The sequence below is a fragment of the Kribbella sp. NPDC020701 genome (assembly GCF_055562215.1).
The window spans coordinates 171,581-197,331 of record NZ_JBVHFT010000002.1; the positions used below are offsets into that span (position 1 = coordinate 171,581).

23 protein-coding genes, 1 pseudogene and 1 riboswitch are annotated in these 25,751 nt (G+C 68.5%); of the genes and pseudogenes, 11 read left to right on the forward strand and 13 right to left on the reverse strand.

What is annotated here, in order from left to right:
- Positions 1-279: 279 nt before the first annotated feature.
- A pseudogene (locus ACZ3HV_RS04245) lies at positions 280-354 on the forward strand (hypothetical protein); the annotation flags it as partial.
- A gap of 37 nt (positions 355-391) precedes the next feature.
- Here the strand turns inward: ACZ3HV_RS04245 and ACZ3HV_RS04250 are convergent.
- The 3 genes from ACZ3HV_RS04250 to ACZ3HV_RS04260 are packed head-to-tail and all read right to left on the reverse strand — an operon-like array spanning position 392 to position 4,234.
- On the reverse strand, positions 392-1,759 hold the full coding sequence (locus tag ACZ3HV_RS04250) for a threonine/serine exporter family protein (RefSeq protein ID WP_465680754.1): 1,368 nt from the start codon (positions 1,757-1,759) through the stop codon (positions 392-394).
- Positions 1,760-2,737 carry a sugar-binding transcriptional regulator gene (locus ACZ3HV_RS04255; protein WP_465680756.1) on the reverse strand — a complete coding sequence of 326 codons (978 nt, stop codon included), beginning with the start codon at positions 2,735-2,737 and terminating at the stop codon, positions 1,760-1,762.
- A 30-nt stretch (positions 2,738-2,767) separates the two neighbouring features.
- Positions 2,768-4,234, reverse strand: a complete 1,467-nt coding sequence (locus tag ACZ3HV_RS04260) for a glycoside hydrolase family 140 protein (RefSeq protein ID WP_465680758.1) — start codon at positions 4,232-4,234, stop codon at positions 2,768-2,770.
- A 54-nt stretch (positions 4,235-4,288) separates the two neighbouring features.
- A riboswitch (FMN riboswitch) is annotated at positions 4,289-4,421 on the forward strand.
- A 102-nt stretch (positions 4,422-4,523) separates the two neighbouring features.
- Here ACZ3HV_RS04260 and ribB point away from each other — a divergent pair.
- Positions 4,524-5,138 (forward strand): 3,4-dihydroxy-2-butanone-4-phosphate synthase, encoded by a 615-nt coding sequence (gene ribB, locus ACZ3HV_RS04265; RefSeq protein ID WP_465680760.1) that lies wholly within the window; start codon positions 4,524-4,526, stop codon positions 5,136-5,138.
- Here the strand turns inward: ribB and ACZ3HV_RS04270 are convergent.
- The 7 genes from ACZ3HV_RS04270 to ACZ3HV_RS04300 all read right to left on the reverse strand — a co-directional run bounded on the left by ACZ3HV_RS04270 (position 5,122) and on the right by ACZ3HV_RS04300 (position 12,265).
- A complete protein-coding gene (locus tag ACZ3HV_RS04270) occupies positions 5,122-6,087 on the reverse strand; it encodes a transketolase family protein (RefSeq protein ID WP_465680762.1) in 966 nt (321 codons plus the stop codon). The two genes, ribB and ACZ3HV_RS04270, sit on opposite strands and share 17 nt — an antisense overlap.
- Positions 6,084-6,971 carry a transketolase gene (locus tag ACZ3HV_RS04275; protein ID WP_465680763.1) on the reverse strand — a complete coding sequence of 296 codons (888 nt, stop codon included), beginning with the start codon at positions 6,969-6,971 and terminating at the stop codon, positions 6,084-6,086. Before ACZ3HV_RS04275 ends, ACZ3HV_RS04270 begins: the two co-directional genes overlap by 4 nt.
- Positions 6,972-6,994: 23 nt before the next feature.
- Positions 6,995-7,990 carry a sugar phosphate isomerase/epimerase family protein gene (locus tag ACZ3HV_RS04280; RefSeq protein WP_465680764.1) on the reverse strand — a complete coding sequence of 332 codons (996 nt, stop codon included), beginning with the start codon at positions 7,988-7,990 and terminating at the stop codon, positions 6,995-6,997.
- Between the two features lie 22 nt (positions 7,991-8,012).
- A complete protein-coding gene (locus ACZ3HV_RS04285) occupies positions 8,013-8,909 on the reverse strand; it encodes a carbohydrate ABC transporter permease (protein WP_465680766.1) in 897 nt (298 codons plus the stop codon).
- A gap of 240 nt (positions 8,910-9,149) precedes the next feature.
- Entirely contained in the window at positions 9,150-10,076 is a 927-nt protein-coding gene (locus tag ACZ3HV_RS04290; RefSeq protein WP_465680768.1) for a carbohydrate ABC transporter permease, read from the reverse strand.
- Between the two features lie 6 nt (positions 10,077-10,082).
- A complete protein-coding gene (locus ACZ3HV_RS04295; RefSeq protein WP_465680770.1) occupies positions 10,083-11,375 on the reverse strand; it encodes an ABC transporter substrate-binding protein in 1,293 nt (430 codons plus the stop codon).
- The gene (locus tag ACZ3HV_RS04300; RefSeq protein WP_465680772.1) at positions 11,375-12,265 is read right to left on the reverse strand and encodes a nucleoside hydrolase; all 891 of its coding nucleotides are present in this window, start codon (positions 12,263-12,265) and stop codon (positions 11,375-11,377) included. Before ACZ3HV_RS04300 ends, ACZ3HV_RS04295 begins: the two co-directional genes overlap by 1 nt.
- 175 nt (positions 12,266-12,440) lie before the next feature.
- Here ACZ3HV_RS04300 and ACZ3HV_RS04305 point away from each other — a divergent pair, with 175 nt between their 5' ends.
- From ACZ3HV_RS04305 to ACZ3HV_RS04340, 8 genes are all read left to right on the forward strand, one after another.
- A complete protein-coding gene (locus tag ACZ3HV_RS04305; protein ID WP_465680774.1) occupies positions 12,441-13,847 on the forward strand; it encodes an FGGY family carbohydrate kinase in 1,407 nt (468 codons plus the stop codon).
- 405 nt (positions 13,848-14,252) lie between these two features.
- A complete protein-coding gene (locus ACZ3HV_RS04310; protein WP_465680776.1) occupies positions 14,253-14,987 on the forward strand; it encodes a cupin domain-containing protein in 735 nt (244 codons plus the stop codon).
- Between the two features lie 11 nt (positions 14,988-14,998).
- Complete coding sequence (locus tag ACZ3HV_RS04315; protein WP_465680778.1) at positions 14,999-16,162, forward strand: Gfo/Idh/MocA family protein; 1,164 nt, start codon at positions 14,999-15,001, stop codon at positions 16,160-16,162.
- Positions 16,159-17,364 (forward strand): dihydrodipicolinate synthase family protein, encoded by a 1,206-nt coding sequence (locus ACZ3HV_RS04320; RefSeq protein ID WP_465680780.1) that lies wholly within the window; start codon positions 16,159-16,161, stop codon positions 17,362-17,364. The genes ACZ3HV_RS04315 and ACZ3HV_RS04320 overlap by 4 nt, the downstream gene beginning before the upstream one ends.
- Complete coding sequence (locus ACZ3HV_RS04325; RefSeq protein WP_465680782.1) at positions 17,361-18,176, forward strand: sugar phosphate isomerase/epimerase family protein; 816 nt, start codon at positions 17,361-17,363, stop codon at positions 18,174-18,176. The genes ACZ3HV_RS04320 and ACZ3HV_RS04325 overlap by 4 nt, the downstream gene beginning before the upstream one ends.
- Before the next feature lie 19 nt (positions 18,177-18,195).
- Positions 18,196-18,942: a sugar phosphate isomerase/epimerase family protein gene (locus ACZ3HV_RS04330; RefSeq protein WP_360364738.1), complete on the forward strand. Its 747-nt coding sequence runs from the start codon at positions 18,196-18,198 to the stop codon at positions 18,940-18,942.
- 103 nt (positions 18,943-19,045) lie between these two features.
- On the forward strand, positions 19,046-20,485 hold the full coding sequence (locus ACZ3HV_RS04335) for a diguanylate cyclase domain-containing protein (RefSeq protein ID WP_465680785.1): 1,440 nt from the start codon (positions 19,046-19,048) through the stop codon (positions 20,483-20,485).
- Positions 20,486-20,495: 10 nt separating this feature from the next.
- The gene (locus ACZ3HV_RS04340; protein ID WP_465680787.1) at positions 20,496-21,218 is read left to right on the forward strand and encodes a phosphotransferase; all 723 of its coding nucleotides are present in this window, start codon (positions 20,496-20,498) and stop codon (positions 21,216-21,218) included.
- Here the strand turns inward: ACZ3HV_RS04340 and ACZ3HV_RS04345 are convergent.
- On the reverse strand, positions 21,213-21,695 hold the full coding sequence (locus ACZ3HV_RS04345) for a GNAT family N-acetyltransferase (RefSeq protein ID WP_465680789.1): 483 nt from the start codon (positions 21,693-21,695) through the stop codon (positions 21,213-21,215). The two genes, ACZ3HV_RS04340 and ACZ3HV_RS04345, sit on opposite strands and share 6 nt — an antisense overlap.
- Before the next feature lie 121 nt (positions 21,696-21,816).
- Here ACZ3HV_RS04345 and ACZ3HV_RS04350 point away from each other — a divergent pair, with 121 nt between their 5' ends.
- On the forward strand, positions 21,817-23,397 hold the full coding sequence (locus tag ACZ3HV_RS04350) for an alkaline phosphatase D family protein (protein WP_465680791.1): 1,581 nt from the start codon (positions 21,817-21,819) through the stop codon (positions 23,395-23,397).
- On the opposite strand, the gene ACZ3HV_RS04355 is transcribed toward ACZ3HV_RS04350, so the two are convergent.
- On the reverse strand, positions 23,398-24,210 hold the full coding sequence (locus tag ACZ3HV_RS04355; protein ID WP_465680793.1) for a polysaccharide lyase family protein: 813 nt from the start codon (positions 24,208-24,210) through the stop codon (positions 23,398-23,400).
- The gene (locus tag ACZ3HV_RS04360; RefSeq protein ID WP_465680795.1) at positions 24,207-25,736 is read right to left on the reverse strand and encodes an alkaline phosphatase D family protein; all 1,530 of its coding nucleotides are present in this window, start codon (positions 25,734-25,736) and stop codon (positions 24,207-24,209) included. Before ACZ3HV_RS04360 ends, ACZ3HV_RS04355 begins: the two co-directional genes overlap by 4 nt.
- Positions 25,737-25,751 lie beyond the last annotated feature (15 nt).

Genomic DNA, 25,751 nt, shown 5'->3' on the forward strand with positions numbered 1-25,751 from the left:
GGCTCGCCACCGCCGAGGTCACCCGGACCCACGAAACCACCCGCCTCGCAGCCGGTGTGGTGGGGTTAGGTGGTCGCGGCAACCAGTAGGAGTGGGGGCTGGTGGCGGTGGGGGGACAGGTGTGGGTGATGGGCTGTTTGGGCGGGAGTGGGGCTGGGTTCGTCCACGAGGGTCAGGTGGAAGCCCTGGTGGCGGAGGGCTGCTGACTACCAGATCCGCGGAGCCGGGCACGAGATCGAAGTCAGCCAGGTCCGACCGAACGTAGTGGACGCGCGGGTGGTGAGTGGCGGCGGCGAGCACACCGTCATCCCGACCGCAGGCATCTCGGTCGGCAAACGCCAGTACGTGCAGTACATGTCGCTCAACTACTGGGGTCCGGCCGGCAGCTGGTTCACCAACTACTCCGGTTTACCTCCGCCGACCGACGCCTGCGGGTACGACGTGGCCCGGTACGGCGGCGTACCGGGCGGCGCGGGCCGACGAGGCGGGGGCCGGCCAGGCGGTCTTCGAGGCGCCGGGCCTCGCGGCGGATGGGCTGGGCGACGTACTCGCCGAGGATGATGCCCGAGGCGAGGGCGACACCGATGGCGACCGCGGTCGTCAGGCTGACGATGCCGACCAGGTTGCCGAGTCCCATCAGCTCGTACAAGCCCTTGTAGATGGTCAGTCCGGGCAGCAGCGGGATCGTCCCCGCCACGACCACCACCAGCGGCGGCACCCCGGACCGCCGGCCCAGCGAGTAGCCGCCGAGACCGACGACGAAGGCCGCCGCCGCGGTCGACCAGGCCGGACCGAACGAGGCCCGCGTCATCAGCGTGAACACCAGCGAGCCCAAAGCACCCATCACGGCGATCGGCAGCAAGGCCCGCAGCGGCGCGTACGACGCGTACGCGAACGCGACCGCCATCAGCGCACCGGAGCCGACCATGATCGGCAGGTTGGCCAGCTGGATCGTCTGTGCCTCGATCCCGAGGTCGAATCCGAGCTTGAGCCCGATCGCCAGACCTAGGGAGACCCCGGCGATGATCCCGCCGGTCAGCAGCATCGCCTCGAGACTGCGGGCCGCCGCGGTCACGTAGTACCCGGTGATCGCGTCCTGGACCGCGCCGGTCAGGGCGATCCCGGCGAGCAGCATGATGATGCCTGCGGCAACGACCAACGACGGTTTCACCGGCGCATGTACGGCGTACAGGACGACAGCAACCGCGGTGGCGACGAACGCGCCGGCCACCTGCTGGTAGAACGTGGGCAGCCGTTGCCGGCTGAACCACCGGTTGTTCAGATCGATCACGATCGCGGTGACGACCGCGACCAACGTGATCAGCCAGCCACCACCGAGCAGCAGCGTGGCGCCGCCGGCCATCACACCCCAGGCCAGTACGGCGCACCAGCGCGGGTACGGCGGACCCGCGGAGGTCAGCCGGGCGAGCTCACGGCTCGCCTCGTCCCGGGTCACGTCACCCCGGGCGAACCGCTGTACCAGCTGATCCACGTCGGTCAGCCGGGAGAAGTCCTGCGACCGGTACCGGACCAGGCGGATGTGCGTCTCGGGCGCGACGTCCGGCGCGGCCTGGTACGAGATCGCCATCGAGGTGAAGGTGATGTCGACCTCGCACCCGCGCAACCCACCGGCCGCGGTGACACCGAGGATGGTCGCGGTCGCGTCGGCCGTACCGGCGCCGCTGGACAGCAGCACCTCCCCGACCCGCAGGGCCAGGTCGATGGTCCGGTAGACCTCCCGCTGCTCGTCGGGCTCCATCTACTCGCCGAGCAGGCGGTGGGCCATGGCCAGGTCGGTGATCAGGATGTTGACCCAGCCGCCGAGCAGGGCGGCCCGGATCGCGGAGAACTTCCGCTCACCGCCCGCGACGCCGATCCGGCGCGGCACGGCCAGCAGCTCCTTCGCGGTCACGCCGATGACTCGCTGGTCGAACGTCGAGCGCACGTGCTTTCCCTCTTCGTCGAAGAACCGGAAACAGACATCCCCGACCGCACCGAGCCGGCGGAGCTCGTCCTGGTCGGCCTCGGCGACCGCGTTCCCACTGCGCTGCAGCAGCGGCGAGGGTTCGAGGCTGCCGATTCCGACCAGTGCGTCGGTGAGCTGTCCCCACGTGCCCAGAACGTCCCGAACGGACACGTCGTTCATCATCGCGCGCCGTACCGCGGGCGTCCCGACCAGCCCCGGCGCGGGCAGGTAGACCGGCATCGCACCGGTCAGCTCGGCGAACCGCGCGGTCAGCCGGGTGGCCTGCATCTGCACCGCCGCGTCACCCAGCCCGCCGACGATCTGGACCACCTTGTCCACCACCGGCACGCTCTTGCGCGGCATCCGGTCCACCGCGCTGATCAGCGTCTCGCTCCAGGACGAGATCCCGATCACGTGCCCGCCGGTCAGCGTCATGTCGATGTACGCCGCCGCGCCCGAGCCGAGCGCGGGCAGCACCTCGTCGCCGACCCCGAGCGTGTCGACCACGACCGCGTCCCGGAGCCCGTAGCGGCCCTGCAGCTCGTCCTCGAGGTCGCTGTGCACGCCGCTCGGCATGGTCACCACGGTGTGCACGATGCCGACCTCGACCGCCTGCTTGAGCATCCGGGACACGCGCGCCTGGGAGAGGTTCAGCTCGGTCGCGATTCGCGGTTGCCGGATGCCCTTCTCGTGGTACATCCGGGCGACCTTCGCCAGCAGCCGCAGCTCGTCCAGCCCCGGCTGACGCACCGAGCGGTTGCCGTTCGCCACGAGTACCCCCTTCGACAGAACCAAACTGGACTATAGGTCAGGCAGACACAGGTAGACCCGCGGACTACCGCCCGGATCGGGGATCACGGCCGACGGCGAGTCGCGTTTGCCGGTGGCGACCACGGAGCCGTCGCGTGGGTCGATGATCGTGTAGTTCAACGGCACCGTGTCGTCGAAGACCGGCACCATGCCGCCGTGCTCGCGGTAGATGATCAGGAGGCCGTCGGCCCCGCTCAGTGCCCGTCCCGAGATCACCCGGGTCCAGTCCGGTCGCATGTCCGTCGTCGGCAGCCCGGCCAGGATCTTTCCAAGCAGACCGACGTACGTCGAACCCTCGAAGCCGACCGCCTCACGCCAGCCCGCGCCCGGCGCGAGGAAGTAGTCCGAGTGACCGGGCTCGTCGGGATGCAGCCGCCACTGCCACAGGCTGCCGGCACCGTAGACGACGCCCATCGTCCCGCCCGCGCACAGGTTGCTCCAGGCCTCGTGCCCCTGCCACCAACCAGCTCCCACGCCGGTCCGGCCGGTGTTCTCGTACGTCGGCTCGCCGTTCGCAACCGCCTTGACCGGCGAGTTCCGCCACATGTCCGCCACTCGCTCCGGCACGTGTTCACCGGAGTGACCGGTCTGGCACCACTGGAAGTCCAGCCAGTCCGCGTCCTGGTGAGCCTGCGCGTGGATGTGTGGCCGGTAGTGGATGCCGGTCGGCTGGCCGTAGCAGTCCACTGCGTGCACCTCGGCGCCACCGGCAGCAACCTGCGGCTCGAGGCCGGTCCCGTCCCCGCCGACCAGGTAGATCGCGGGCTGAGCGCCGTACCGGGCGACGAGGTAGCGGCAGTACGCGGCGTACTCCGCAGGCGGTACGACGGTGCCGGCGACGTCGAGGCCCTTCCACCCGAAGCCCTGGAACACGGGCTGGAGGACCGGGACCAGCCCATGCTCGACCAGGATCGCCAGCAGCTCGTCGAGGTACTGGAAGTACTCGACGTTCAGCTCCCGAAGGTGTCCGTCGGCGAGATCCTCGAAGGCCACGTCGAAGCCCTCGTCCTGGGTACGATCGCGCGGACCGACCGCGCGCATGTCCGGCTGGACGGTCATCAGCAGGACCGCGTTGAACCCCTTGGCCTGCCGGTCGGCGGCGTACTCGCGGACTTGGTCAGGGGTCGCCCGCCAGGGCAGTGCCCATGCGGTGTCGGCGACCAGGATGGCCGGCGTGCCGTCGGCGTGCACCAGGCTGCGGCCGCCGGGCGACATCCGCCAGAAGCCGTGCCGGTAGAACGGGTTGGGTTCGTCCTCGGCGGCCTCGACCCGGAACTCACCAGCTGACCACTTCCAGAGACCAGGTTCGGGCGCGGCGAAGCGGACCTTCCAGGTCTCGCCGCCGTCGGTGAACGTGGGCCGCCGGAGCCGGAGGCCGCTCTCGTGCTCGAACTCCACCCACTCCTCGGCGGAGGTCAGCGAGAGTTCGATCGGACGCCAGACGACTGAGATGGACATGACACTCCCGTGGGGGGTTCGGACCGATAAACTGACCGCTGAATCTGCAAGACCACACGTGCTCTGGGGTCGGTGAAATTCCGAGCCGGCGGTGACAGTCCGCGACCCGTGCACCCGCGAGGGTGTCCGGTTGACCTGGTGGAACTCCGGGACCGACGGTGAAAGTCCGGATGGGAAGCGCACGTGGCAGTCTTCGCGGTGCCCGTGCGACGCCTGCCGTCGTACGGTCTCGTGGAGCTTGTCGTTGCCCCCGGAGTGCCATTCCATGTCACGCCGAGAGGACACGACAGTGAGCACCGCGACCACATTGGACACCATCGAGCGTGCTGTCTCCGAGATCGGGCGTGGGCGACCCGTCGTGGTCGTCGACGACGAGGACCGCGAGAACGAGGGCGACCTGACCTTCGCCGCGTGCCTGGCCACCCCCGAACTGATGGCGCTCCTGGTCCGCTACACCAGCGGCTACGTCTGCGCGCCGGCCGCGGCCGACGTCCTCGACCGGCTCGAGCTCCCGCTGATGGTTCCGCACAACCAGGACAGCCTGCGGACGGCGTACACCGTCTCGATCGACGCGAGCACCGGTGTCGGCACCGGCATCTCGGCCGCCGACCGGGCCCGGACCGTCCGCGTGCTGGCCGACCCGGCGGCTCAGCCCGCGGACCTGATCCGGCCCGGCCACATCCTCCCGCTGCGCGCGGTCGACGGCGGCGTCCGGCAGCGGCCCGGTCACACCGAGGCCACTGTCGAGCTCGTCCGGCTGGCCGGACTGCCGCCGGTCGGCGTGATCGGCGAGCTGATGAACGACGACGGCACGCTGATGACCGGCTCCGACCTGCGCGCGTTCGCCGATACCCATGACTTCGCGATGGTCTCGATCGCCGACCTGGTCACGTACCTGTCGTGACCAGTCGCCGGGCGGCGTCCGCGATGCCCTCGGGGGAGAGTCCGTACCGGTCCAGCAGGTAGCCGGCCGACCCCGTGGGGGCGAACTCGGGGAACCCGAGGATCGACACCCGGGCCGGATGGTGCTGTACGACGGTCTCCGCGACGGCACCGCCGAGCCCGCCACCGGACACCGCCTCCTCGGCGGTCACGATTCCGGCCGTCTCCCGCGCGGCCGCGACCACGGCGTCGGTGTCCAGCGGCTTGACCGTCGGCATCGACAGCACCCGGGCCGAGATCCCCTCGGTGGCGAGCTGCTCGGCCGCGGCGATCGCCCGCCACAGCACGGTCCCGTTGCTGATCAGCGTCACGTCGTCGCCCGCCCGGACCGTGATCGCCTTGCCGAGCTGGAACTCGTAGTCGTCGGCGTACACCTTCGGCACGCTCATCCGGCTGACCCGGATGAACACCGGTCCGTCCGAGGCGGCCGCCCACCGCAACGCCGCCGCGGTCTCGATCGGGTCGGCCGGCACGATCACGGTCAGGTTGGCGATCGCGCGGAGCCAGGCGATGTCCTCGACCGAGTGGTGCGTGGGGCCGAGTTCGCCGTACGCGACGCCCGGGCTCATGCCGCACAGCTTCACGTTGGTGTTCGAGTAGGCGACATCGGCCTTGATCTGCTCCAGCGCGCGGCCGGTCAGAAAGCAGGACGCGGCCGAGACGAACGGGATCCGGCCGCCGTTGGCCAGCCCGGAGGCGACCCCGACCATGTCCTGCTCGGCGATGCCGACGTTGATCAGCCGGTCCGGGAACGACTTGCGGAAGCTGTTCAGCTTGCTCGAGCCGACGGAGTCGTTCACGACGCCGACGATCCGGTGGTCCGCGTGCGCGAGCTCGGCCAGGGTCTCGACGTACGCGTCGCGGCAGTCGTACCGCGGCTGGTCGGCGATCGAGGTGTGGACGACGGTCATACCGGTTCCCTCTCATAGCGTGGGCGTCCCCCGGTCTCGAGTTCGGTGAGCGCCTGCTGGAACTCGGCCGCGTCGGGCACCCGGTGGTGCCAGGCGACGTTGTTGCTCATGTACGAGATCGGGTGGCCCTTGTGCGTGTGGGCGATCACGAACGTCGGCTTGCCAGGCCGGAACGGTACGGCGGACAGCACGTCGAGCAGCTCACCGTGGTCGTGTCCGTTCACCTCGACCACCGCGAACCCGAAGGCAGTCGCCTTCTCCGGCAGCGGATCGAGGTCGTTGGTCTCCTTGGTGGTCGCGCCCTGCTGCAGCCGGTTCCGATCGACGATCACGGTCAGCCGGTCCAGCTGGTACTGCGAGGCCGCCATCATCGCCTCCCAGTTGCTGCCCTCCTGCAACTCGCCGTCGCCGACCAGTACGTACGTACGGCGCAACGACACGTCGAGCTTGGCCGACAAGGCATGCCCGACCGCGACCGGCAGGCCGTGACCGAGCGGACCCGTATTGGCCTCGACGCCGGCCACCTTGGTCCGGTTCGGATGCCCGTTCAGCGCGGACAGCGGCTTGAGAAAGGTGGCGAGCTCCTCGACCGGGAGGAAGCCGAACGCGGCCAGCGTGGTGTAGAGCGCTCCGGCGACATGCCCCTTGCTCAGGATGAACCGATCCCGCTCGGGGTCGTTGACCGTCTCGGGCGAGATGTCGAGCACCGCGCCGTACAAGGTCGCCAGGATGTCGATCGAGGAGAAGTCGCCGCCGATGTGGCCGGCACCGGCGTGGTGGACCAGCTTGAGGTCCTGGATCCGGATCTGCTTGGCCGCCTCGGCGATGTGCGCGACCTGCTCGGAGCGGCCGCTGTGGATCGGCAGCCGCCCGAGCACAGGCATGGTCGTATGTTCGACGGTCAGACTCATGCCAGGTCCGCCATCGAACTCAGCAGGACCTTCTGCACCAGCTTCTGCGCTGCGAGTGCGTCGTGCGACGCCTGCGCCGCGGCCAGCGCCTCGTCATCCAGTACGTCGAGCGCGTGGTGGATCGCCTTGAGGAAGCGGATCGCCTGCTTCGCGGCCTCGACGCTGTCCTCGCGGAACGGGAACTGGTCCAGCTGCCAGACACCTTCCCAGTTGTTCTTGCGCAGCGTGTGGAAGAACTCGAAGGTCTCGACCAGATGCACCGAGCCGACGACCATGTCGTCGTCCCAACCGCGCAGGTTGTCGTTCACGTCGATCGCGAACAGCCGGCCGTAGTCGATCGCGAGCTGGGCCGCGTCGGCGGGCGTCTCCTGGCCGTAGAGCGAGTGGCCGAAATCGAGCAGGATGCCCAGGTTGGGCAGGCCGATCTTCTCGATCCCGAGCAGCGTACGGGCGACGTTCGGGAAGATGATCTTCACCCGCGGCTCGCGCGGCTTGTACTCGATCACGAAGTTGATGTCAGGATGCGCCGAGACGAGCTCCTTCAGGCCGTCCAGGGCGAGGTTCCAGATGTCGTGGTAGTCCACCTGGAACGGGTAGTCCCAGCCGTCCTGGCCGGGCCACAGCTTCACGTACGAGCAGCCCAGGTCCTTCGCCAGTTCGGTTGCCTGGTGCAACAATTCCAGCGCCTGCTTGCGGACGCCCGGATCCGGGTTAGTGAGCGAGCCCTTGACGAAGTCGCGGGTGTAGATCTCCGGGGTGATCGCGATCGCCTTGAGGTTGTTGCGTTTCAGCGCATCCTTGACCTCGTCCAGCGTTCCGTCGTACCCGGCGAACGGCCAGTTCAGGTCGACCACGGACAGGTCGCCGACGGCGCCCGCCCGGTCGATCTGCTCGAGCAACCCGACCGGCGGCCCGTAGCCGTCGGTGGCATAGCGGTCCTTGTAGGTCGCGAAGTGCCAGATACCCGCGCCGAAGACCGGCATGTCAGTCATCGTCATCTCCTTCATATGTGGGTCAGCCCTTGGTGGCGCCGGCGGTGAGTCCGCCGACGATCCAGCGCTGGAGCAAGGTGTACGCGATCAGGATCGGCACCACGGCGATCAAGATGCCCGCCGCGAGACCGGTGTTGTTGTTGGCGAACTGGCCCTGGAAGTTGAGCAGCCCGACCGGGATCGTCTTGTGCGCGTCGGAGTTCAGCAGGATGAGCGCGAACAGGAACTCGTTCCAGGTCGCGACCGCGTCCAGGATCGCCACCGTCACCAGGGCCGGCGTGGACAACGGCAGCACGATGGTGAAGAAGATCCGCCAGTCGCCGGCGCCATCGACCCGGGCCGCCTCGAAGATCTCGTCCGGGATCTGCCGGAAGAACGACTGCAGCACCAGCACCTCGAACGGGATGCCGAAGGCCAGGTACGGCCCGAGCAGCCCGAACAGGCTGTCGGTGGCGCCGGCCGAGCGCATCATGATGAAGACCGGCACGATCGTGATGTAGATCGGGATGGTCAGCCCGAGGAACACCGAGAACATCACCGTCCGGCGGAACTTCATCCGCAGCTTGGCCAGCGCGAACCCGAGCATCGCCGCGAGCAGCACCCCGAGCGGCACCTTCATCGCCGCGAGCAACAGGCTGTTGCGGTACGTCGTCGCGAAGTTCCCGATGTCCCAGGCGTCGCTGAAGTTCGACCAGGTGAAGGCGTCCGGCCAGGACAGCGGTCCATTGCTGATGAAGTCGGACAGCGGCCGGACCGCGGTGATCACCAGCAACGCCAGCGGCGAGACCCAGAAGATCGCCACCGCCGCCAGGACGAGCGTCATCACCAACCCGCGCCGCCCCTTGGGCTTCTCTCCGGCGGGGTGCGCTTCAACCGTGTCGACCGGGACTTCCACGCGAGCAGGAGCTATCGAGGTCATGAGGCCTCCCGGCCTGGACTGAGGAGCGTAGGGAGTGCAGCGACTGGAGCGACGAGGGAAGGCCGGGAGCCAAGGCCCCATGACCACGCCGGCGCCGAAGGCCCGGCCAAAAGCACGGTCATGGGGCCTCCCGGCCTGGACTGAGGAGCGTAGGGAGTGCAGCGACCGGAGCGACGAGGGAAGGCCGGGAGCCAAGGCCCCATGACCACGCCGGCGCCGAAGGCCCGGCCAAAAGCACGGTCATGAGGCCTCCCTTGTCTGCGAGCGTACGTACGGGATGCCGACGGCGACCGCGACCAGCGTGATCACGACCGCGATCGCGGTTCCGTAGCCGGCTTGGTAGTACTGGAAGACGTTGAAGTACATCCACGTCCCCATCACCTGCGTCGACGTACCGGGTCCGCCGTACGTCATCGCGTAGATCATGTCGAAGACCTTGAACGAGTCGATCAGCGACAACGCCAGCACGATGTAGTGCGCGGGCCGCAGGCTCGGCATCGTCACGTGCCAGAACTGCTGCCACTTGGTCGCGCCATCGACGGTCGCCGCCTCGTACAGCTCCTGCGGGATGCCTTGCAATGCGGCCAGGTAAAGCAGCATCGGGAAGCCGGTCCGCAACCAGATCGCCGGCACCATGACCGCCCACAACGCGGTCGAGTCCTGCCCGAGCCACGGCTGCGCCAGGCCGTCGAGGCCGATCAGCCGCAGGAACGAGTTGATCGCGCCGTACTGCGGGTTGTAGAGCCAGCCCCAGATCGAGGCGATCGACACCAGCGGCAGCACCGCCGGGGTGTAGAACACCAGCCGCAGGATCGGCTTGCCGTGCACCTTGCCGTTCAGTGCGATCGCGAGCGCCAGGCCGATGATGGTCGGCACCGCGATCGTCACCACGGTCCAGATCAGGTTGTTCCGGACCGCGGTGACGACGACCGGGTCAGTCGGCATCTTGAAGTAGTTCTCCAGCCCGACGAACTTGTACGTCGCGCTCAGGCCGTCCCAGTTGGTCAGGCTGAACCACAGTGATGACAACGCCGGATACACCAGGAACGCGACGTACACCACCAGTGCAGGTAGCGCGAACAACCAGGGCGACCACCTGCCACCCCGCTTGACCTTGCCCGGCGGGGCCTGGCCGGTTCGGCGCTGTGAGAGCGCGACAGTAGCCATCGTGACTCAGCCCTTCGCCCAGGCGGAGACGATGTCCTGCATCTTCTTCGATGCGGCCTCCGGCGTCACCGAGCCCTGCAGCAGGTCGCTCTGCACGCTGAAGTACTGGTCGGCCTGCTTCTTCGGGAACGCCTGGTCCTGGATCGTGTAGAATGGGTTGCCGCCGTACTTCTGCGACCACTCCGCCGACAGCGGCAGCGCCTTCGGGTCCGGCTCGGCGCCCTTGACCGTCGACGCGCTGACCTGCAACGCCTTCTGCGTCGCGGGCTGCACGATGAAGTCGATCAGCGCCGCGGACTTGTCGGGATTCCCGCTCTTGGCGTTGATCATGTAGCCCTCGACGAATCCCGAGTGGCGCGCCGGGCTCTTGTCGGTCGGCAGCTCGAAGTTGCCGAACGCGGCCGGACTCTTCTTCGCGGACAGGATCGCGGCCGCCTCGGTCCACGGTCCGGTGATCGTGTACGCCGTCTTGCCCTGGACGTAGGCGGGTTCGATGTCGGCCGGGTCGAGGCCCAGCGCGCCCTGCGGCAGCCACTTCTTGTCCTGCCACTTCTTGAACAGTGCGAACGCCTCGACCACCTCGGGCCGGTCCCAGCTCTCCGCGCCGGTCAGCAGCTTGTCGTGCAGGTCCGGTCCCGCGGTGTGCTCGAGCAGGTACTCGAACAGCCGCATGATGTCCCAGCCGTACTTCCCGCCGAGACCGGCCGGCGTCACACCGACCGCGACGAGCTTGTCGTTGATCGCCTCCAGCTCGGCGTACGTCGTGGGCGGACCACTCACGCCGGCCTTGGCGAACAGCGACTTGTTGTACCAGGCACCGATCCCGAGGGAGACGAACGGCACCCCGGACTTCACCCCGTCGAACGTCATCCCGGAGATCGCCGCGGTGTTGATCTTCGAGTCCCAGCCGTACTTGGAGTAGTACGGCGACAGGTCGAGCGACTGCTTGGCCTTCGCGAACGGGCTGCCGATCTGACCACCCCAGATCCGCCAGACATCGGGGCCCTTGCCGCCGAGCAGTTCCGTGCGCAGCTTGTCCGGGTACACGGCCGCACCCGAACCGGGCAGGCTGTCGACGGTGGTCGTCGTACCGTTCTGCTCGTCGAACTTCTTGACCTGGGCCTTCAGCAACCCGATGGTCTCGTCACCCTCGTAGGTGAACAGGCGCAGGTTGTTCGAGGCCGCGGCGGTGTCGCCACCGCTGGTGGACGCACCCCCACCGGTGCACGCGGACAGACCGACGCCGACCGCGGCGGCGGACGTGAGACCGAGGAAGCCTCGACGGGTGAAGGTGTTCATCACTGACTCCTTTGACGGGCAAAGCGGCGGATCTTGGCGAACATGTCCTCGAGCAGGAACCGGACGTCGACCTGCTCGACCACACTGATGGGGTTGTTGGTGCCGGGCAGGTACCAGCCGTCGACGCCGAAGCGCGGGGCCGGACGGACGCGCAGGTTCCCGCTGTTCGGGTAGAGCATCAGCGCGATCGCCGGCGAGTCGCCGAGGGACCGGGACTCGATCGGCTCCCCGTGCCAGGTCGCGTTCCACTCGTGCAACTGCTCGATCAGGTACTTGCCGAGCGGACCGGCGTCGCCGATCTTCTCGTCCAGCTCGGCGTAGGAGACCGACACCTTCGTGTAGACGTCGCTCGGCACCTGCCAGACGGTGATTCCGGAGCCGAACACCACGTTCGCGGCGTGGATGTCGTTCGACAGGTTGAACTCGATCCCCGGGTACGACGTGTGCCCGTGGTACCCGCGCCCGCCGATCCAGATCACGATCACGTCCCGGTGCACGATCTCCGGGTCGAGCAGGATCGCACTCGCCATGTCGGTCAAGGGCCCGAGGAACGACACGAACAGCGGGTCGTCCTTCGAGGCCAGCTTGGACTCCTCGATGATCAGCTGCGCACCGGGCGAGTCGAGCGGGGTCTGCGCGTCCGCGATACCGGTCGGCGCGCCGTTCGCGACCGGGACCTGGCCGGTCAGGTCCATCAGGTCCAGCAGCAGGTCGATCTCCTCGCGGGACTCCGCCATGCTCCGGTCCGACCGGCGGGTGCCGAAGTGCGCCGCGATCAGGCCGCGGATGTCGAAGGTGGGCGACAACAGCCCGTGCACGATCGCGAACTGATCGTCCGCCTCGTTCTTGGCATCGGTGTTGATGATGACCCGCCGTCTACTCGGCTTCACCCTGACGACCTCCTTTGATTCACTCCACCCACTCCGCCGCCGAAGGCGGGGCAAGTTGATGTGGTTTGGCTGTGAATAGATATTCACTACTGCATAACCTGTCGCCATGAGTGTCACCACGACGCTAGAGTCCCGTCAAGAGCTCGGTTGAAAGTTCATCGGGAAGGGGACGGCGATGGCCGGAGCCGCTGTGCTGGCGATCGACCAGGGCACGACCAACTCGAAGGCCGTCCTGGTCGCGTCCGATGGCAACGTTCTGGCCACGGGTTCGGCACCGGTCGGACTGTCCACACCACAGCCCGGCTGGGTCGAGCAGGATGCCGGGGACCTGTGGCAGAGCGTGCTACAGGCGATCTCGTCCTGCCTCGTCTCCGCGGATCCGGTCGAGATCGTAGGGATCGGATTGTCCACCCAGCGCGAGTCCGTCGTGGGATGGAGTCACCGGGGCGAAGCCGTCGGTCCGGTGATCGGCTGGCAGGACGTGCGTACGACGTCGTGGTGCTCGGAACTGCCTCCCGAGGTGGACTCCCTGGTCCGGTCCCGCACGGGGCTCCGCGTGGACGCGATGTTCTCGGCGCCCAAGCTGCATTGGCTGCTCGAGCACGCGAGACCCGACCACGTAGGCACCGTCGACTCCTGGCTGATCCATCGACTGACTGGTTGCCAAGAGCATCTAACGGACGCGGGGAACGCGTCACGCACGTTGCTGTACGACGTTGTCGACCTCGACTGGTCCACCTCGTTGCTGGCGGCATTCGACGTACCGCGGTCGGTTCTGCCGCAGGTGCGGCCGTCGAACGGTGGGTTCGGGATGACGTCCGGAGTACCGGGGCTGGCCGATGGGATCCCGATTGTCGCCGTACTCGCGGATTCGCATGCGGCCATGTACGGGCAGGGGTGCACGCAGGCCGGGATGGTCAAGGCGACGTACGGGACCGGGTCGTCGGTGATGACGCCTGTCGACGGGTTCGTGGCGGACGGATGCACGCTGGCGTGGCTGACGGACAAGCCGCTCTACGCGCTCGAAGGAAACATCGTGTCGTCGGGTGCCGCGTTGGCGTGGACAGCCGGGATGCTCGGCCTACCGGACGTCGGCGCGCTGATGGAGCTCGCGGCGAGCGTGCCGTCGGCGGAGGGCGTCGTACTCGTGCCGGCGTTCGCGGGTCTCGGCGCACCGCACTGGGACCGCAACGCCCGGGCCGCGCTGACCGGGATGAACAGCTCCACCACGCGCGCCCACCTCGCCCGCGCCACCGTCGACGCCGTCGCTCACCAGATCTGCGACATCACCGACACCATCCCCGGCGCCCTGACCAGCCTCCGCGCCGACGGCGGTGCAACCGTCTCCGACCTCCTCATGCAAACCCAGGCCGACCTTCTCGGCCACCCCGTCGAGGCCGCCAACGTCCCCGAAATCTCCGCCCTGGGCACCGCCGAACTCACCTGGACCACCCTCGGCCACCCCACCACCTGGTCAACCACCCGCACCTACCGCACCTTCACCCCCATCCCCGCCCCCGACGCCCGCGCCCACCGCCGAGCCGAGTGGACCACCGCAGTCGCCTCAGTCCGCTCCAACTAATCCCCGGACCACCCCGCCCCGGACCACCCCGACCCGGCCCACTCCACCCCGCCCGGCCGACCCGCCCCGGACCACCCCGACCCGGCCCACCCCACCCCGCACACTCCCCCACTGCGTCCCTCGGAGGCGCGAACCCTCCAGCTGAAGGGGCAGCCCCCTGAGATGGAGGGTTGCCCACTCAGAATCTCAGGGGGCAACGCTGCAGGTGAGGGGGCAAGCCCTCGGACATCGGGTGTCGCCTGCGGGGCGGGTGAGGTCTACTTCGATGTAACTCGCTGGAGTTGGCCGGTTGTGGTCGGAGATCGCTTTCCGTTACAGGTTGACTCGTCGTTTCGGCCCACCTAAGGTTGCGATCACAGGCTGCGGAAAGCCCTTTCCAAGGCTGAAAGACCAGGGAGGCCCGCGATGTGCGAGTACGAGCCGGGTGCCGCCGCGGCGCTTCCCGGCGGGATCGGCGTCTCGTTGCTGACGGTGTACGACACCGAAGCCCCGGACGGCCTGGTCGGCGGCACGCCGCACGTGCACCTCGCCTGCTCCGAGGGGTACTACGTGATGGCCGGCTCAGGCGCGGTCCAGGCCCTCACTCCGAAGGGCTTCACCGAGACCCCGCTGCAGCCCGGCACCGTGGTCTGGTTCGACCCCGGCACGATCCACCGGCTGATCAACACCGGCGGCCTGAAGATCCTCACCCTCATGTCGAACTCCGGCCTCCCGGAGGCGGGCGACGCCGTACTGACGCTGCCGCCCGAGCACCTCATCGACCGCGAGACCTACCTCGAGGCGAGCAGGCTCACCGGCGAGGGTGAGGCCCGGACCCTGTCCGCGATAGCCCGCCGCGACCTCGCCCTCGAGGGATTCGCCGTACTGCGGAAGTCCCTCGAAGCCCACGGCCCGTCCGCGCTGGACGACTTCTACGCGGCCGCGGTCCAGATCGTCCGGCCGCAGCTCGCCGACTGGCGGAAGCGCTGGGAGCAGGGCGCACGCCGCCTGGCCGACGAGACCGGCGCCGCGCTGGACGCCCTCGAGGCCGGTACGGCACCGCACCTGCAGACCGCCGAACTTCATCGACTCCCCGCCCCCACCGAGCTCGGCCGGCACGGCATGTGCGGTCGCCTCGACGTCTACGACATCACTTCGTGAGAGGCAGAACTGTGAACGAGCGACGCATCGGCATCGTGATGAACGGTGTCACCGGCCGGATGGGCCTGCGCCAGCACCTCGAGCGGTCCATCGTGGCGATCCGCGCGCAGGGGGGCCTGCCCGCCGCCGACGGGACGATGATCATCCCCGAGCCCATCCTGGTCGGCCGCAACGAAATGAAACTGCGCCGGATCGCGGAGCAGTACGACCTGACCCGGTGGACCACCGACCTGTCCGAAGCACTGGCCGAGCCGGACGTCGAGATCTACTTCGACTCCCAGCTGACTCAGCTGCGCGAGAAGGGGGTGCGCGCCGCAGTCGAAGCGGGCAAGGCGATCTACTGCGAGAAGCCGATCGCGGAGAGCCTGGAGGCCGCGGTCGACCTGGCCCGGCTGGTCCGGGACGCCGGACTGAAGAACGGCGTGGTGCAGGACAAGCTGTCGCTGCCCGGCCTGCGGAAGCTGAAGCGGCTGGTCGACGGCGGGTTCTTCGGCAAGATCCTCTCGGTCCGCGGCGAGTTCGGCTACTGGGTCTTCGAGGGCGACTGGCAGGAGGCGCAGCGGCCGTCCTGGAACTACAAGTCCGAAGAGGGCGGCGGCATCATCGTCGACATGTTCTGCCACTGGCGGTACGTGCTCGACCAGATCTTCGGCCAGGTCAAGACGGTCTACTGCCAGGGCGCGACCCACATCCCGACCCGGGTCGACGAACAGGGCCAGGAGTACGTCGCCACCGCGGACGACGCGGCGTACGGCGTGTTCGAACTGGAGGGCGGGATCATCGCGCAGATGAACTCGTCCTGGGCGACTCGGGTGTTCCGCGACGAGCTGGTCGAGTTCCAGGTCGACGGGACCGAGGGCTCCGCGGTCGCCGGACTGCGGAACTGCCGGGCACAGCACCGGTCCGCGACGCCGAAGCCGGTCTGGAACCCGGACCTGCCGGCCACCGAGAAGTTCCGCGACCAGTGGGCGACGGTGCCGGACAACGAGGTGTTCGACAACGGGTTCAAGGTGCAGTGGGAGATGTTCCTGCGGCACGTGGTCGACGACGCGCCGTTCACCTGGGACTTCCTCGAGGCCGCCAAGGGCGTGCAGCTCGCCGAGCTCGGACTGCAGTCGTGGCGAGAGGGCCGCAAGCTCGAGGTCCCGCCACTCGACCTCGAGGGCCGGCTGTGAGTCTCGAACTGAAGCTGCCGGTCGGCGGGGTCGGCGGGTCTCGGGTCGCTGGGAGCCTGGCGACGTACCGGCTGGTGGGCGAACCGGTTGCCCAGGGCCCCTATGCACCCGCGTCGAGCAGGCTCGCGTTCGCGGCCGCGCATGTTGTCGCCGACCCCTTGGGCGACAACTCGCCGGGGGCGCCCGCGGTCATCGACTGGGAGCACACGCTGGAGTTCCGGCGCCACGCGTGGTCGCTCGGGTTGTCTGTCGCCGAGGCCATGGACACAGCACAGCGCGGCATGGGCCTGGACTGGGCAGCCACGCAGGAGCTGATCCGGCTGTCCGCCGCCGAAGCGCCTGACGGACGGATCGCCGTGGGGGTTGGCACAGACCAGCTCACCACCGCAGGCCGACCCACCGCCGGCTCCGACGGCAACTACGAACTGGACGCGGTGATCGGCGCCTACGAGGAGCAGCTCGCACTGGCCGAGGACGTGGGTGCGCAGCCGATTCTGATGGCGAGTCGGGCGTTGTGTGCGGCGGCTGGATCGCCGGACGACTACCGGAAGGTGTACGACCACCTGCTCGGGCAGTCGTCGCGGCCGGTGATCCTGCACTGGCTCGGCTCGATGTTCGACCCCGCGCTCGACGGCTATTGGGGCAGCGACTCACTCGACACCGCCGCCGACGTTGTCGTCGATCTGATTGTCGACAATGCGACGAAGGTGGACGGGATCAAGGTCTCGCTGCTCGACGACACCCGAGAGGTTGCCCTGCGCAACCGTCTGCCGGAGGGTGTGCGGCTCTACACCGGCGACGACTTCAACTACCCCGCGCTGATCAAGGGCGACGCCGATCGCTACAGCGACGCGCTGCTCGGGATCTTCGCCGCCATCGCTCCGGCGGCCGCGGCCGCATTGAAGGCGCTGGACGACGGCGACCTCGACACCTACGACCGGGTGTTCGCGCCGACGGTCCCGCTGGCCCGGCAGATCTTCTCGGCGCCGACGTACTACTACAAGACCGGAATCGCCTTCCTGGCCTGGCTGAACGGGCACCAGCCCGGATTCTCGATGGTGGGTGGACTGCAAACCGGGCGGTCGCTTCCGCACCTGGCTGACACCTTCCGCCTGGCGGATCAGGCCGGCGTACTCACGAATCCTGAGCTGGCCGTCGAGCGATTCCGGCAACTGCTGCGCGTGGGTGGAGTCGACGCGTGAACCGCTACAGCCTGAACCAGGCGACGACGAAGTACTGGCCGCTGACGGACGTCGTCGCGGCGAGCGCCAAGGCCGGCCTGGAATGGATCGGCCTGTGGCGCGAACCGATCCAGGAGTACGGCGTCGACAAGGCGGCGCGACTCGTCTGCGATGCCGGCCTCAAGGTTTCGTCGCTGTGCCGCAGTGGCTTCTTCACCTCGACCGACCCGGCCGAGCGGAAAGCGAAGATCGAGGACAACCGGCGCGCGATCGACGAGGCCGCGACAGTGGGTACGTCGGTACTCGTGCTCGTCAGCGGTGGACTCCCGCCCGGTTCGCGCGATCTCGACGGTGCCCGTTCGATGGTCCGCGACGGGCTGGCCGAACTTGCGCCGTACGCGGAAGAGCGTGGGGTGAAGCTCGCGGTCGAGGCGTTGCATCCGATGTTCTGCTCGGACCGCTGTGTGGTGTCGTCATTGGGCGGCGCGCTCGACCTCGCCGAGCAGTTCCCGGCGTCACAGGTGGGCGTGATCGTCGATGCCTATCACCTGTGGTGGGACGCGGACGTGTACCGGCAGATCGAGCGGGCGGGTGAGCGGATCCTGTCCTACCAGGTGAGCGACTGGGTGGTTCCGCTGCCGGAGGACACGCTGCTCGGGCGCGGCATGATGGGCGACGGTTCGATCGAGCTGCGCCGGCTGCGCGAGGCCTGCGACGCGGCCGGGTACGACGGGCCGATCGAGGTCGAGATCTTCAACCAGAAGCTGTGGGACGCGCCAGGGCAGCAGGTCTTCGACCTCGCGCTGGCGCGATATCAGGAACACGTCATCTAGCTACTGAGGAGCTGTCTGTATGACTATCCCCGCCGGCGGTATCGGGATGCACCTCTACACGATGCGGGACGTCCTGGGCGACGACTACCCGGGGACGCTGAAGCGCCTCGCCGGGATCGGCTACCAGACCGTGGGGGTGAGCGGGCGGTTCGACCACAGTGCCGAGGAGATCCGCTCGTTCGCGGACGACGCCGGACTGTCGATCGTGCTCGAGCACGTCGGCTACAGCCGGCTCACGGACAACTGGGCCGGCGCGCTGGCCGACGTACAGACGCTCGGCGGCCAGTGGGTCGTCGTACCGTCGATTCCGTCCGAGCTGCACTCTGTCGAAGGATTCCGTACGGCGGCGGCGGCGTTCACCGAGGCGGGTAAGGCCGCCCGTGATGCCGGGCTGAAGCTGCTGTTCCACAACCACGGGCGCGACTTCGCCGAGGTGGACGGGCAGATCCTCTTCGATCTCCTGCTGGAGGTGGATCCGGAGCTGCTCGGCTTCGAGTTCGACCTCTACTGGGCCGTCGAGGGCGGCCAGGACCCGGCGAAGTACTTCCGTGAGCACCCCGGTCGGTTCCCGGCGCTGCACGTGAAGGACATGGCCGAGGACGGGTCGTGGGAGGACGTCGGCGCCGGCAAGCTCGACTTCGCCGCGATGTTCGCGCACGCCTCGGAGGGCGGTGTCGAGCAGTGGCTGGTCGAGCACGACAAGCCGGTCGACGCGTGGGCGTCGGCCGAGCGGAGCTACCGTGGGCTGACCGAACTGCGGTTCTGATACCCGGCTGACTCGCCGGGTGTGACGCCTGTGACAGACGCTTAACCGGATCAGGTTCGGTGACCAGTGCTCACGCCCGGTGAGATCGGCCTATCCTCGACGCGTGCCCAACGAGCCAACGGTCCGGCTGACGGCCATCCGCCGCCTGTACGAGGTGAGCGCCCGGATGGGTGCCGGGCGAAGCCTGGCCGAAACGCTGCAGGCGGTCGTCGATGGCGTCGTCGACGGGCTCGGCTTCGGTATCGCCCTCCTCAACCTGCGGCACGCGGACGGGAAGTTCGAGGTGATCGCGGTCGCCGGGTCCCCGGAGGCACGCGAGGCCCTGATCGGAACGGTCAGCGCCGCGGACATCTTCGACGCCGAGTTCGCCATCGCGGACAAGTGGGGCAAGCTGCGCTTCGTACCGCACGAGCGACTCCCGGAAGGCGAGGTCATCGGCTGGGTGCCCGACGTACCGGTGTCTGACGATCCGGACGCCTGGCATCCGCTGGACGCGCTGTTCGCGCCGCTGTACTCACCCGACGGTGAGCTGGTCGGCATGCTCGCGGTCGACCTGCCCGAGGACCAGCGCCGGCCAGGCCCGATCCACCGGGAGTTGCTGGAGATCTTCGCCACCCAGGCCGGGCTGGCGATCGACAAGGCCCGGCTGACCGATCAGTTACGGGCCGAGAAGGCGCGGCTGGAGGTCAGCGAGTCCACGTTCCGGAAGGTCTTCGAGGGCGCCGGCAACGGGATGGCGACAATCGCGTTCGACGGGCCGGACCTGGGCCGGATCCTGCGCGTCAACGACGCGTTCTGCCGGATCACCGGGTACGCCGCGGACCAGCTGGTCGGCACGCGAATGGTGGACTTCCTCCGCGACGAGGAACCCGACCAGACCCGCCACGAGCTCGAACAAGTGGCTGAAGGCAACGGGACCTATCGGTTCGAGCGGATCTTCTCGCAGCCCAGCGGGAACGAGATCTGGCTCGGCGGTACGGCGGCGATCGTCGGGCAGGGCGCCGGCCAGCCGCGGATCCTGCTGATCCAGATCGATGACGTGACCGCGCGCAAGGTCGCCGAACGCGAGCTCCGGCACCACGCGGCGCACGACCCGCTCACCGGTCTGCCGAACCGCCGACTGCTCCAGCACCGCTTCGCTTCCGTTCTGGAACGGACCCGCGCGTCCGGCCGACCAGGCGCCTTGCTGTTCTGCGACCTGAACCACTTCAAGCTGGTCAACGACGGGTACGGCCACGAAGCCGGCGACCGGGCTCTCCGCGAGATCGCCGGCCGCCTGACCGCCGGCGTCCGCCACGGCGACACCGTGGCCCGGCTCGGCGGCGACGAGTTCGCCGTCCTCGCCGAGGACATCGCCGGGGACGACCTGGCCGCCCTGATCGCACGGGTCGAGGCCGCGGTCAGCCGCCCGCTGCCGAACATCGACGTCCAGGTCACCACGAGCATCGGCACCGTCCCGATCACCCCCGCCGCAACCGACCTCGACACCCTCCTCCACCAGGCCGACCAGGCCATGTACGCCGTCAAACACCGCCGCTCGTAGACTTCCCGCGGTGGACGATCAGGAGTTGCGCGGCGGGTTCGTGAACGTGGTGGTCCGCCGAGGGGACGCCGTACTGCGCAAGCCCGGTGAGCGGGCGGAATTCGTGCACGAACTGCTGAGGCTGCTGGACGCGTGGAGTGGGGCGCCGCGGTTTCTCGGCGTGGACGAGGACGGGCGTGAGCGGCTGAGTTTCGTCGACGGCTATGTCGCGTGGGAACGTCCGTGGAAGGACGCGGTGACATCGGTCGAGACGCTCGAGTCGGTGGGGGCGTTGGTTCGTGAGTTCCACGACCTCACCGCTGGTACGGCGCTCGCCGGTGATCAGGAGGTGGTTTGCCATAACGACCTGTCGCCGAAGAACACCGTCTACACCTCCGACGGCACACGCGCCATCACCTTCATCGACTGGGACATCGCCGCTCCCGGTGCGCGTATTCACGACATCGCGTTCATTTGCTGGCAATACGCCGACCTCGGCGACGTTGCGCGCGTCGTACCGCAATGGCAGGCCCTGTTGAGCGGTTATGGCTCGACCGATCTCACCGATCTCGTCCCCACCATTCTCTGGTGGCAGTCGCGGGCCGCGGACGGCATCGACGCCGCGGCCGCCGCCGGTGACTCCGCAATGCAGCACCTCGTGAACCTCGGCGTACCGGCAGCTATCCGCAGGCAACACGACTGGGTCCAGGCCAACGCAGCCGAATTGCAGGAAGCTGCTGCCCAGGGCTTATGAGCCCAGTTGGGTGAGGGCGTCGTCTGTCAGGCGGTAGACGGTCCATTCGTCTTGGCGGCCGGCGCCCAGGGACTTGTAGAAGTCGATGGCGGGGGTGTTCCAGTTGAGGACGGACCACTCGAGGCGTTCGTAGTTGTTGCGGACGCATTCCTGGGCCAGGGCGGTGAGGAGGGCTTTGCCGAGGCCGGTGCCGCGGGTTTCGGGGCGGACGAAGAGGTCTTCCAGGTAGATGCCGTGGACGCCGCGCCAGGTGGAGAAGCTGAGGAACCAGAGTGCGCAGCCGGCCACCTCGCCCTCGTGTTCGGCGACATGGCAGAAGACCGCGGGCGTCGGCCCGAACAGGGCGATCTGCAGTTGGTCCGCGGTGAGGCGGCACTCCTGGGGCGCGCGCTCGTACTCGGCCAGGCCGTACACCAGTTCCACGATCGCGGGGATGTCTTCGGGGCGCGCACGTCGTACTCGTTCGTCGATTTGCATGCCCCTATCGTGCCGGTTGCTCGATCTACCGAGCATTCCCGTTAACTCACCGACCAACTGCGAGCCACCCGCGGGCGGAAGGCTGACCGCAATCCCGCCGCCCACCAGGAGGAACTCTCACATGTCCGTTTCACGTCGCCGCTTTCTCGGCCTGGGCGGTGCGGGCACCGCCGCCGTACTGCTCGGCACCGGGGCTTGGGACGCCTCGACCACGTACGCCGCTCCGTCCGCCACAGGCAACCCGTTCACACTCGGCGTCGGCTCGGGTGATCCGCAGTACGACAGTGTCGTGCTGTGGACCCGGCTCGCCACCGACCCGTACGCCGTCGACGGCAAGGGCGGGATGCCCGCCCGGCCGATCCGGGTCGAGTACGACGTCGCCCGGGACGAGCACTTCCGCCACGTCGTACGGCGGTCCAGCGTCGTCGCGACCCCTGAGCTCGGCCACTCGGTCCACCCCGAGGTCCGCGGTCTGCTGCCCGACCACGTGTACTACTACCGCTTCCGCACCGGCTCGGAGGTCTCGCGGACCGGCCGCACCCGGACCACCCCGCACCCACTCGCCTCGCCGCGGGACCTGAAGTTCGCGTTCGCGTCGTGCAACGCCTGGCAGGACGGGTACTTCACCGCGTACGACCATATGGCCAACGAGGACCTCGACCTGGTCGTCCACCTCGGCGACTACATCTACGAGTCCGGTGTGAAGACGAACAAGCGCGGTGTGACCACGGACCCGCGGTTCCACACCGAGACCTTCGACCTGGCCCGGTACCGGCTGCAGTACGCGCTCTACAAGACCGAAGCGCCGCTGCAGGCCGCGCACGCGGCGCACCCGTGGATCCACACGTTCGACGACCATGAGGTGGAGAACAACTGGGCCGGCGACCTCTCCCAGGCCGACACCGAGCCGGACCAGAACCCGGCCGTGTTCCGGGTCCGCCGGGCGCAGGCCTTCCAGGCGCTCTACGAGAACATGCCACTGCGGCACGCGCAGATGCCGGCCGGCCCGGACATCCGCTACCACCGCCGGCTCCCGTACGGCCGGCTCGCGGACTTCACCATCCTGGACACCCGCCAGTACCGGACCGACCAGCCGTGTGGCGACGGCGACTCGTCCGCCTGTGACGACCGGTTCAACCCTGACAACACCATGCTCGGCGGCAAGCAGCGCGCGTGGCTGCTGGACGGCTTCCGCCAGTCACGTGCCCGCTGGCAGGTGATCGGCAACCAGACCCCGATGGGCCAGACAGACTGGACTCCCGGTCCGGAGACGCACGTCTGGCTGGACCCGTGGGACGGTTACGTTGCCGAGCGCAACAAGGTACTCGCGGCCGCCCAGGACAGCGGCGTCCGCAACCTGGTCGTGATCACCGGCGACCGGCACCAGAACTACGCCCTCGAGCTCAAGCGCGACTTCGCCGACCCGGACTCGGCCACGGTGGGCACCGAGTTCGTCGGTACGTCGATCACCAGCGGCGGCGACGGTTCCGACACGACCGACCAGGGTCAGCAGTTCCTGGCCGCCAACCCGCACCTGAAGTTCTTCAACTCCCAGCGCGGCTATGTCCGCGTCACCGTGGACCAGAAGCAGTGGCGCTCCGACTTCCGCGTCGTCCCCTTCGTCCAGACCCAGGGCGCTCCGATCAGCACGCGCGCGACGTACGTCGTGGAGGACCGCAACCCGCACGTGCACGCATCCTGATCACTTCCGGGAGAAGATGCCGAGGGCGTCGTACGCGATCCAGGAGCCTTGGTCCTTGAAGAGTTCGAGGACGTTCGCTCCGGCGCGGAACAGCGCCCTCGGCAACGGTCGTTCGAGGTACGACGGTTTCAGCGGCGAACCGGGGTAGGTGCTGTCGGCAATCGTCGAGCCCTTGGTCGCCCCGTTGGCGAAGGTGAGGCGGTCGACCTCGGTGCCGTTGACGGTGAGCACCGCGGAGGCGGCCAGGCTGGCGTGGCTGTCGATCAACCACAGGGCCAGGTCAAGATCCTGCTCCGGTACGGCGGTCAGCTCGAAGCGGAAGGTGGCCCGGTGGTTCTTGGAGCCGGCCCACTTGTCGGCCGGGCCGGGTAGCAGGTACGACCAGTCCGCCGACGGGGTCGACGTACCGAAGGTGTAGTCGACGTCCGACGGGAAGCGGGCCGGATAGCCGGCGTACCCCTTCGGCGAGAGCGCGAGCTCGGAGCCCTTGCCGTCGAAGGTCCCGACCGTCGCGACCGGTACGCCGGACACCGTGACCGAGGTCAGGTTGGCGACGGCTGCGGCCGCGGACGACCGCGATCTGTTGCCAGCGGCATCGACCGTGACCACGCGGTAGGACCTGGTGACGCCGGTGAAGCCGAGGCCGCGGTGGACGAAGTGTGGGTAGACCGTCTTGCCGACCAAGGTGTCGTCGACATACACGGCGTAGTGGTCGACGACTGTCGCCCAGGAGACCGGCTTCCAGTCGAGCGTGACGGTGCCGATCGCGCCGGCGCCGTGCAGGCCGGTGATAGCGGGCGGGCGGTTCGTCACAATGCCTCCAGGCGGGGAGCGTCGACGGGCGATCGGAAGGCGGCGACGACGTGCGGCTCGGCGTTCGCGTCCGCCTGGATGTAGGGGAAGTTGACGAACTCGGTGGTCAACTCGGAGCGGGTGAGGGTCGTGTATACGTATCCGCGGCGGGCGTTGTAGAGCTTGACGTACGGGTGCTGCAGCCAGTCCTTCGCATACGTGTCGGTGTCGGTTCCGTCGCCGTTGGATCCGATCGACGAACAGACCAGCTCGACGCCGACCGTCCGCGAGTCCGGATTCGCGAAGTCCAGCTTGAGCTCGGATGCCACGTGGCGGTGGATGTCACCGGTGAGCATGACCGCGGTCCCAGCCTGGCTCATCGCCTCGATCACGCGCCGCCGGTTCGCGGGATAGCCGTCCCACTGCTCGGTCCGGTCGTCGGTGATCGCGGTGAGGACGACGCCGCCCGCGAGGATGTTCCAGGCCGCGGGCGAGTGCTGGAGGCCGTCGTACAGCCAGGCCTCTTGCTCGGCGCCCATGATGCTGCGCTGCTCGGACACTCGATCGGCCTCGCTGACCGGTAGCGGGTCGCGGTACTGGCGGGTGTCGAGCAGGTGGACCCGGGCCAGCGAGCCGACGTCGTACCGCCGGTAGAGCTGGCCGTCCGGACCGTGCGGGAGGCTGTTCAGAGCGACCGGCAGGTTCTCGTAGAACGCGCGGTAGGCGACGGCCCGGCGATGCACGAAGAGCTCCGGTGGGATCCCGTACAGCGAGTTGTCTGCGCCGTAGTTGTTCTGCACCTCATGGTCGTCCCAGACCATGAACCAGGGCGCGGCCGCGTGCGCCGCCTGCAGGTCCGGGTCGGTCTTGAACAGGCTGTACCGCAGCCGGTACTGCTCGAGGGTCTCGATCTCGACGCCGTGTTCGGGGCCGACCGTGACACCCTCGCGCCAGAGGTTGTCGCCGGCAACAATTCCGTACTCGTAGATGTAGTCGCCGAGGAAGAACACCGCGTCCGGCGACCGGCGGGCGATGTCCTTGTACGCCGGGAAGTAGCCGTGGTACCAGGCCTGACAGGACGCGGTGGCGAAGGTGAACTGGTCACCGCTCACCGGCAACGTCTTCGCCCGGCCGACCGGACTGACCTCGGTGCCGGCCCGGAAACGGTAGAAGTACTCGCGACCCGGCCGGAGCCCGCGCACCTCGGGATGTACGGCGTGCGCCAGCTCAGGCGTGGCGATCGCGAGCCCTCGCCGTACGACGTGCTTGAACAGGCTGTCCTCGGCCACTTCGTACTGCACGGGTACGTGGTCGGCGCGCATCCCGCCGTGGCCGTCGGTGGCCAACGGGGTCGGGGCCAGCCGGGTCCACAGCACGAAACCGTCCGGCCGGGGATCGCCGGACGCGACACCGAGCGCGAACGCACCGGAAGGAATCGGGCGACCGGGCGTGGCGTCGGCACTCGCCGGCGCGGCGACGCCGATCGCGACCGACGCGGCACTCAGGCCGGTCAGTTGGAGGAAGGTACGTCGGGAAGGAGGAGGCACGGGCGGGCTCCGTTC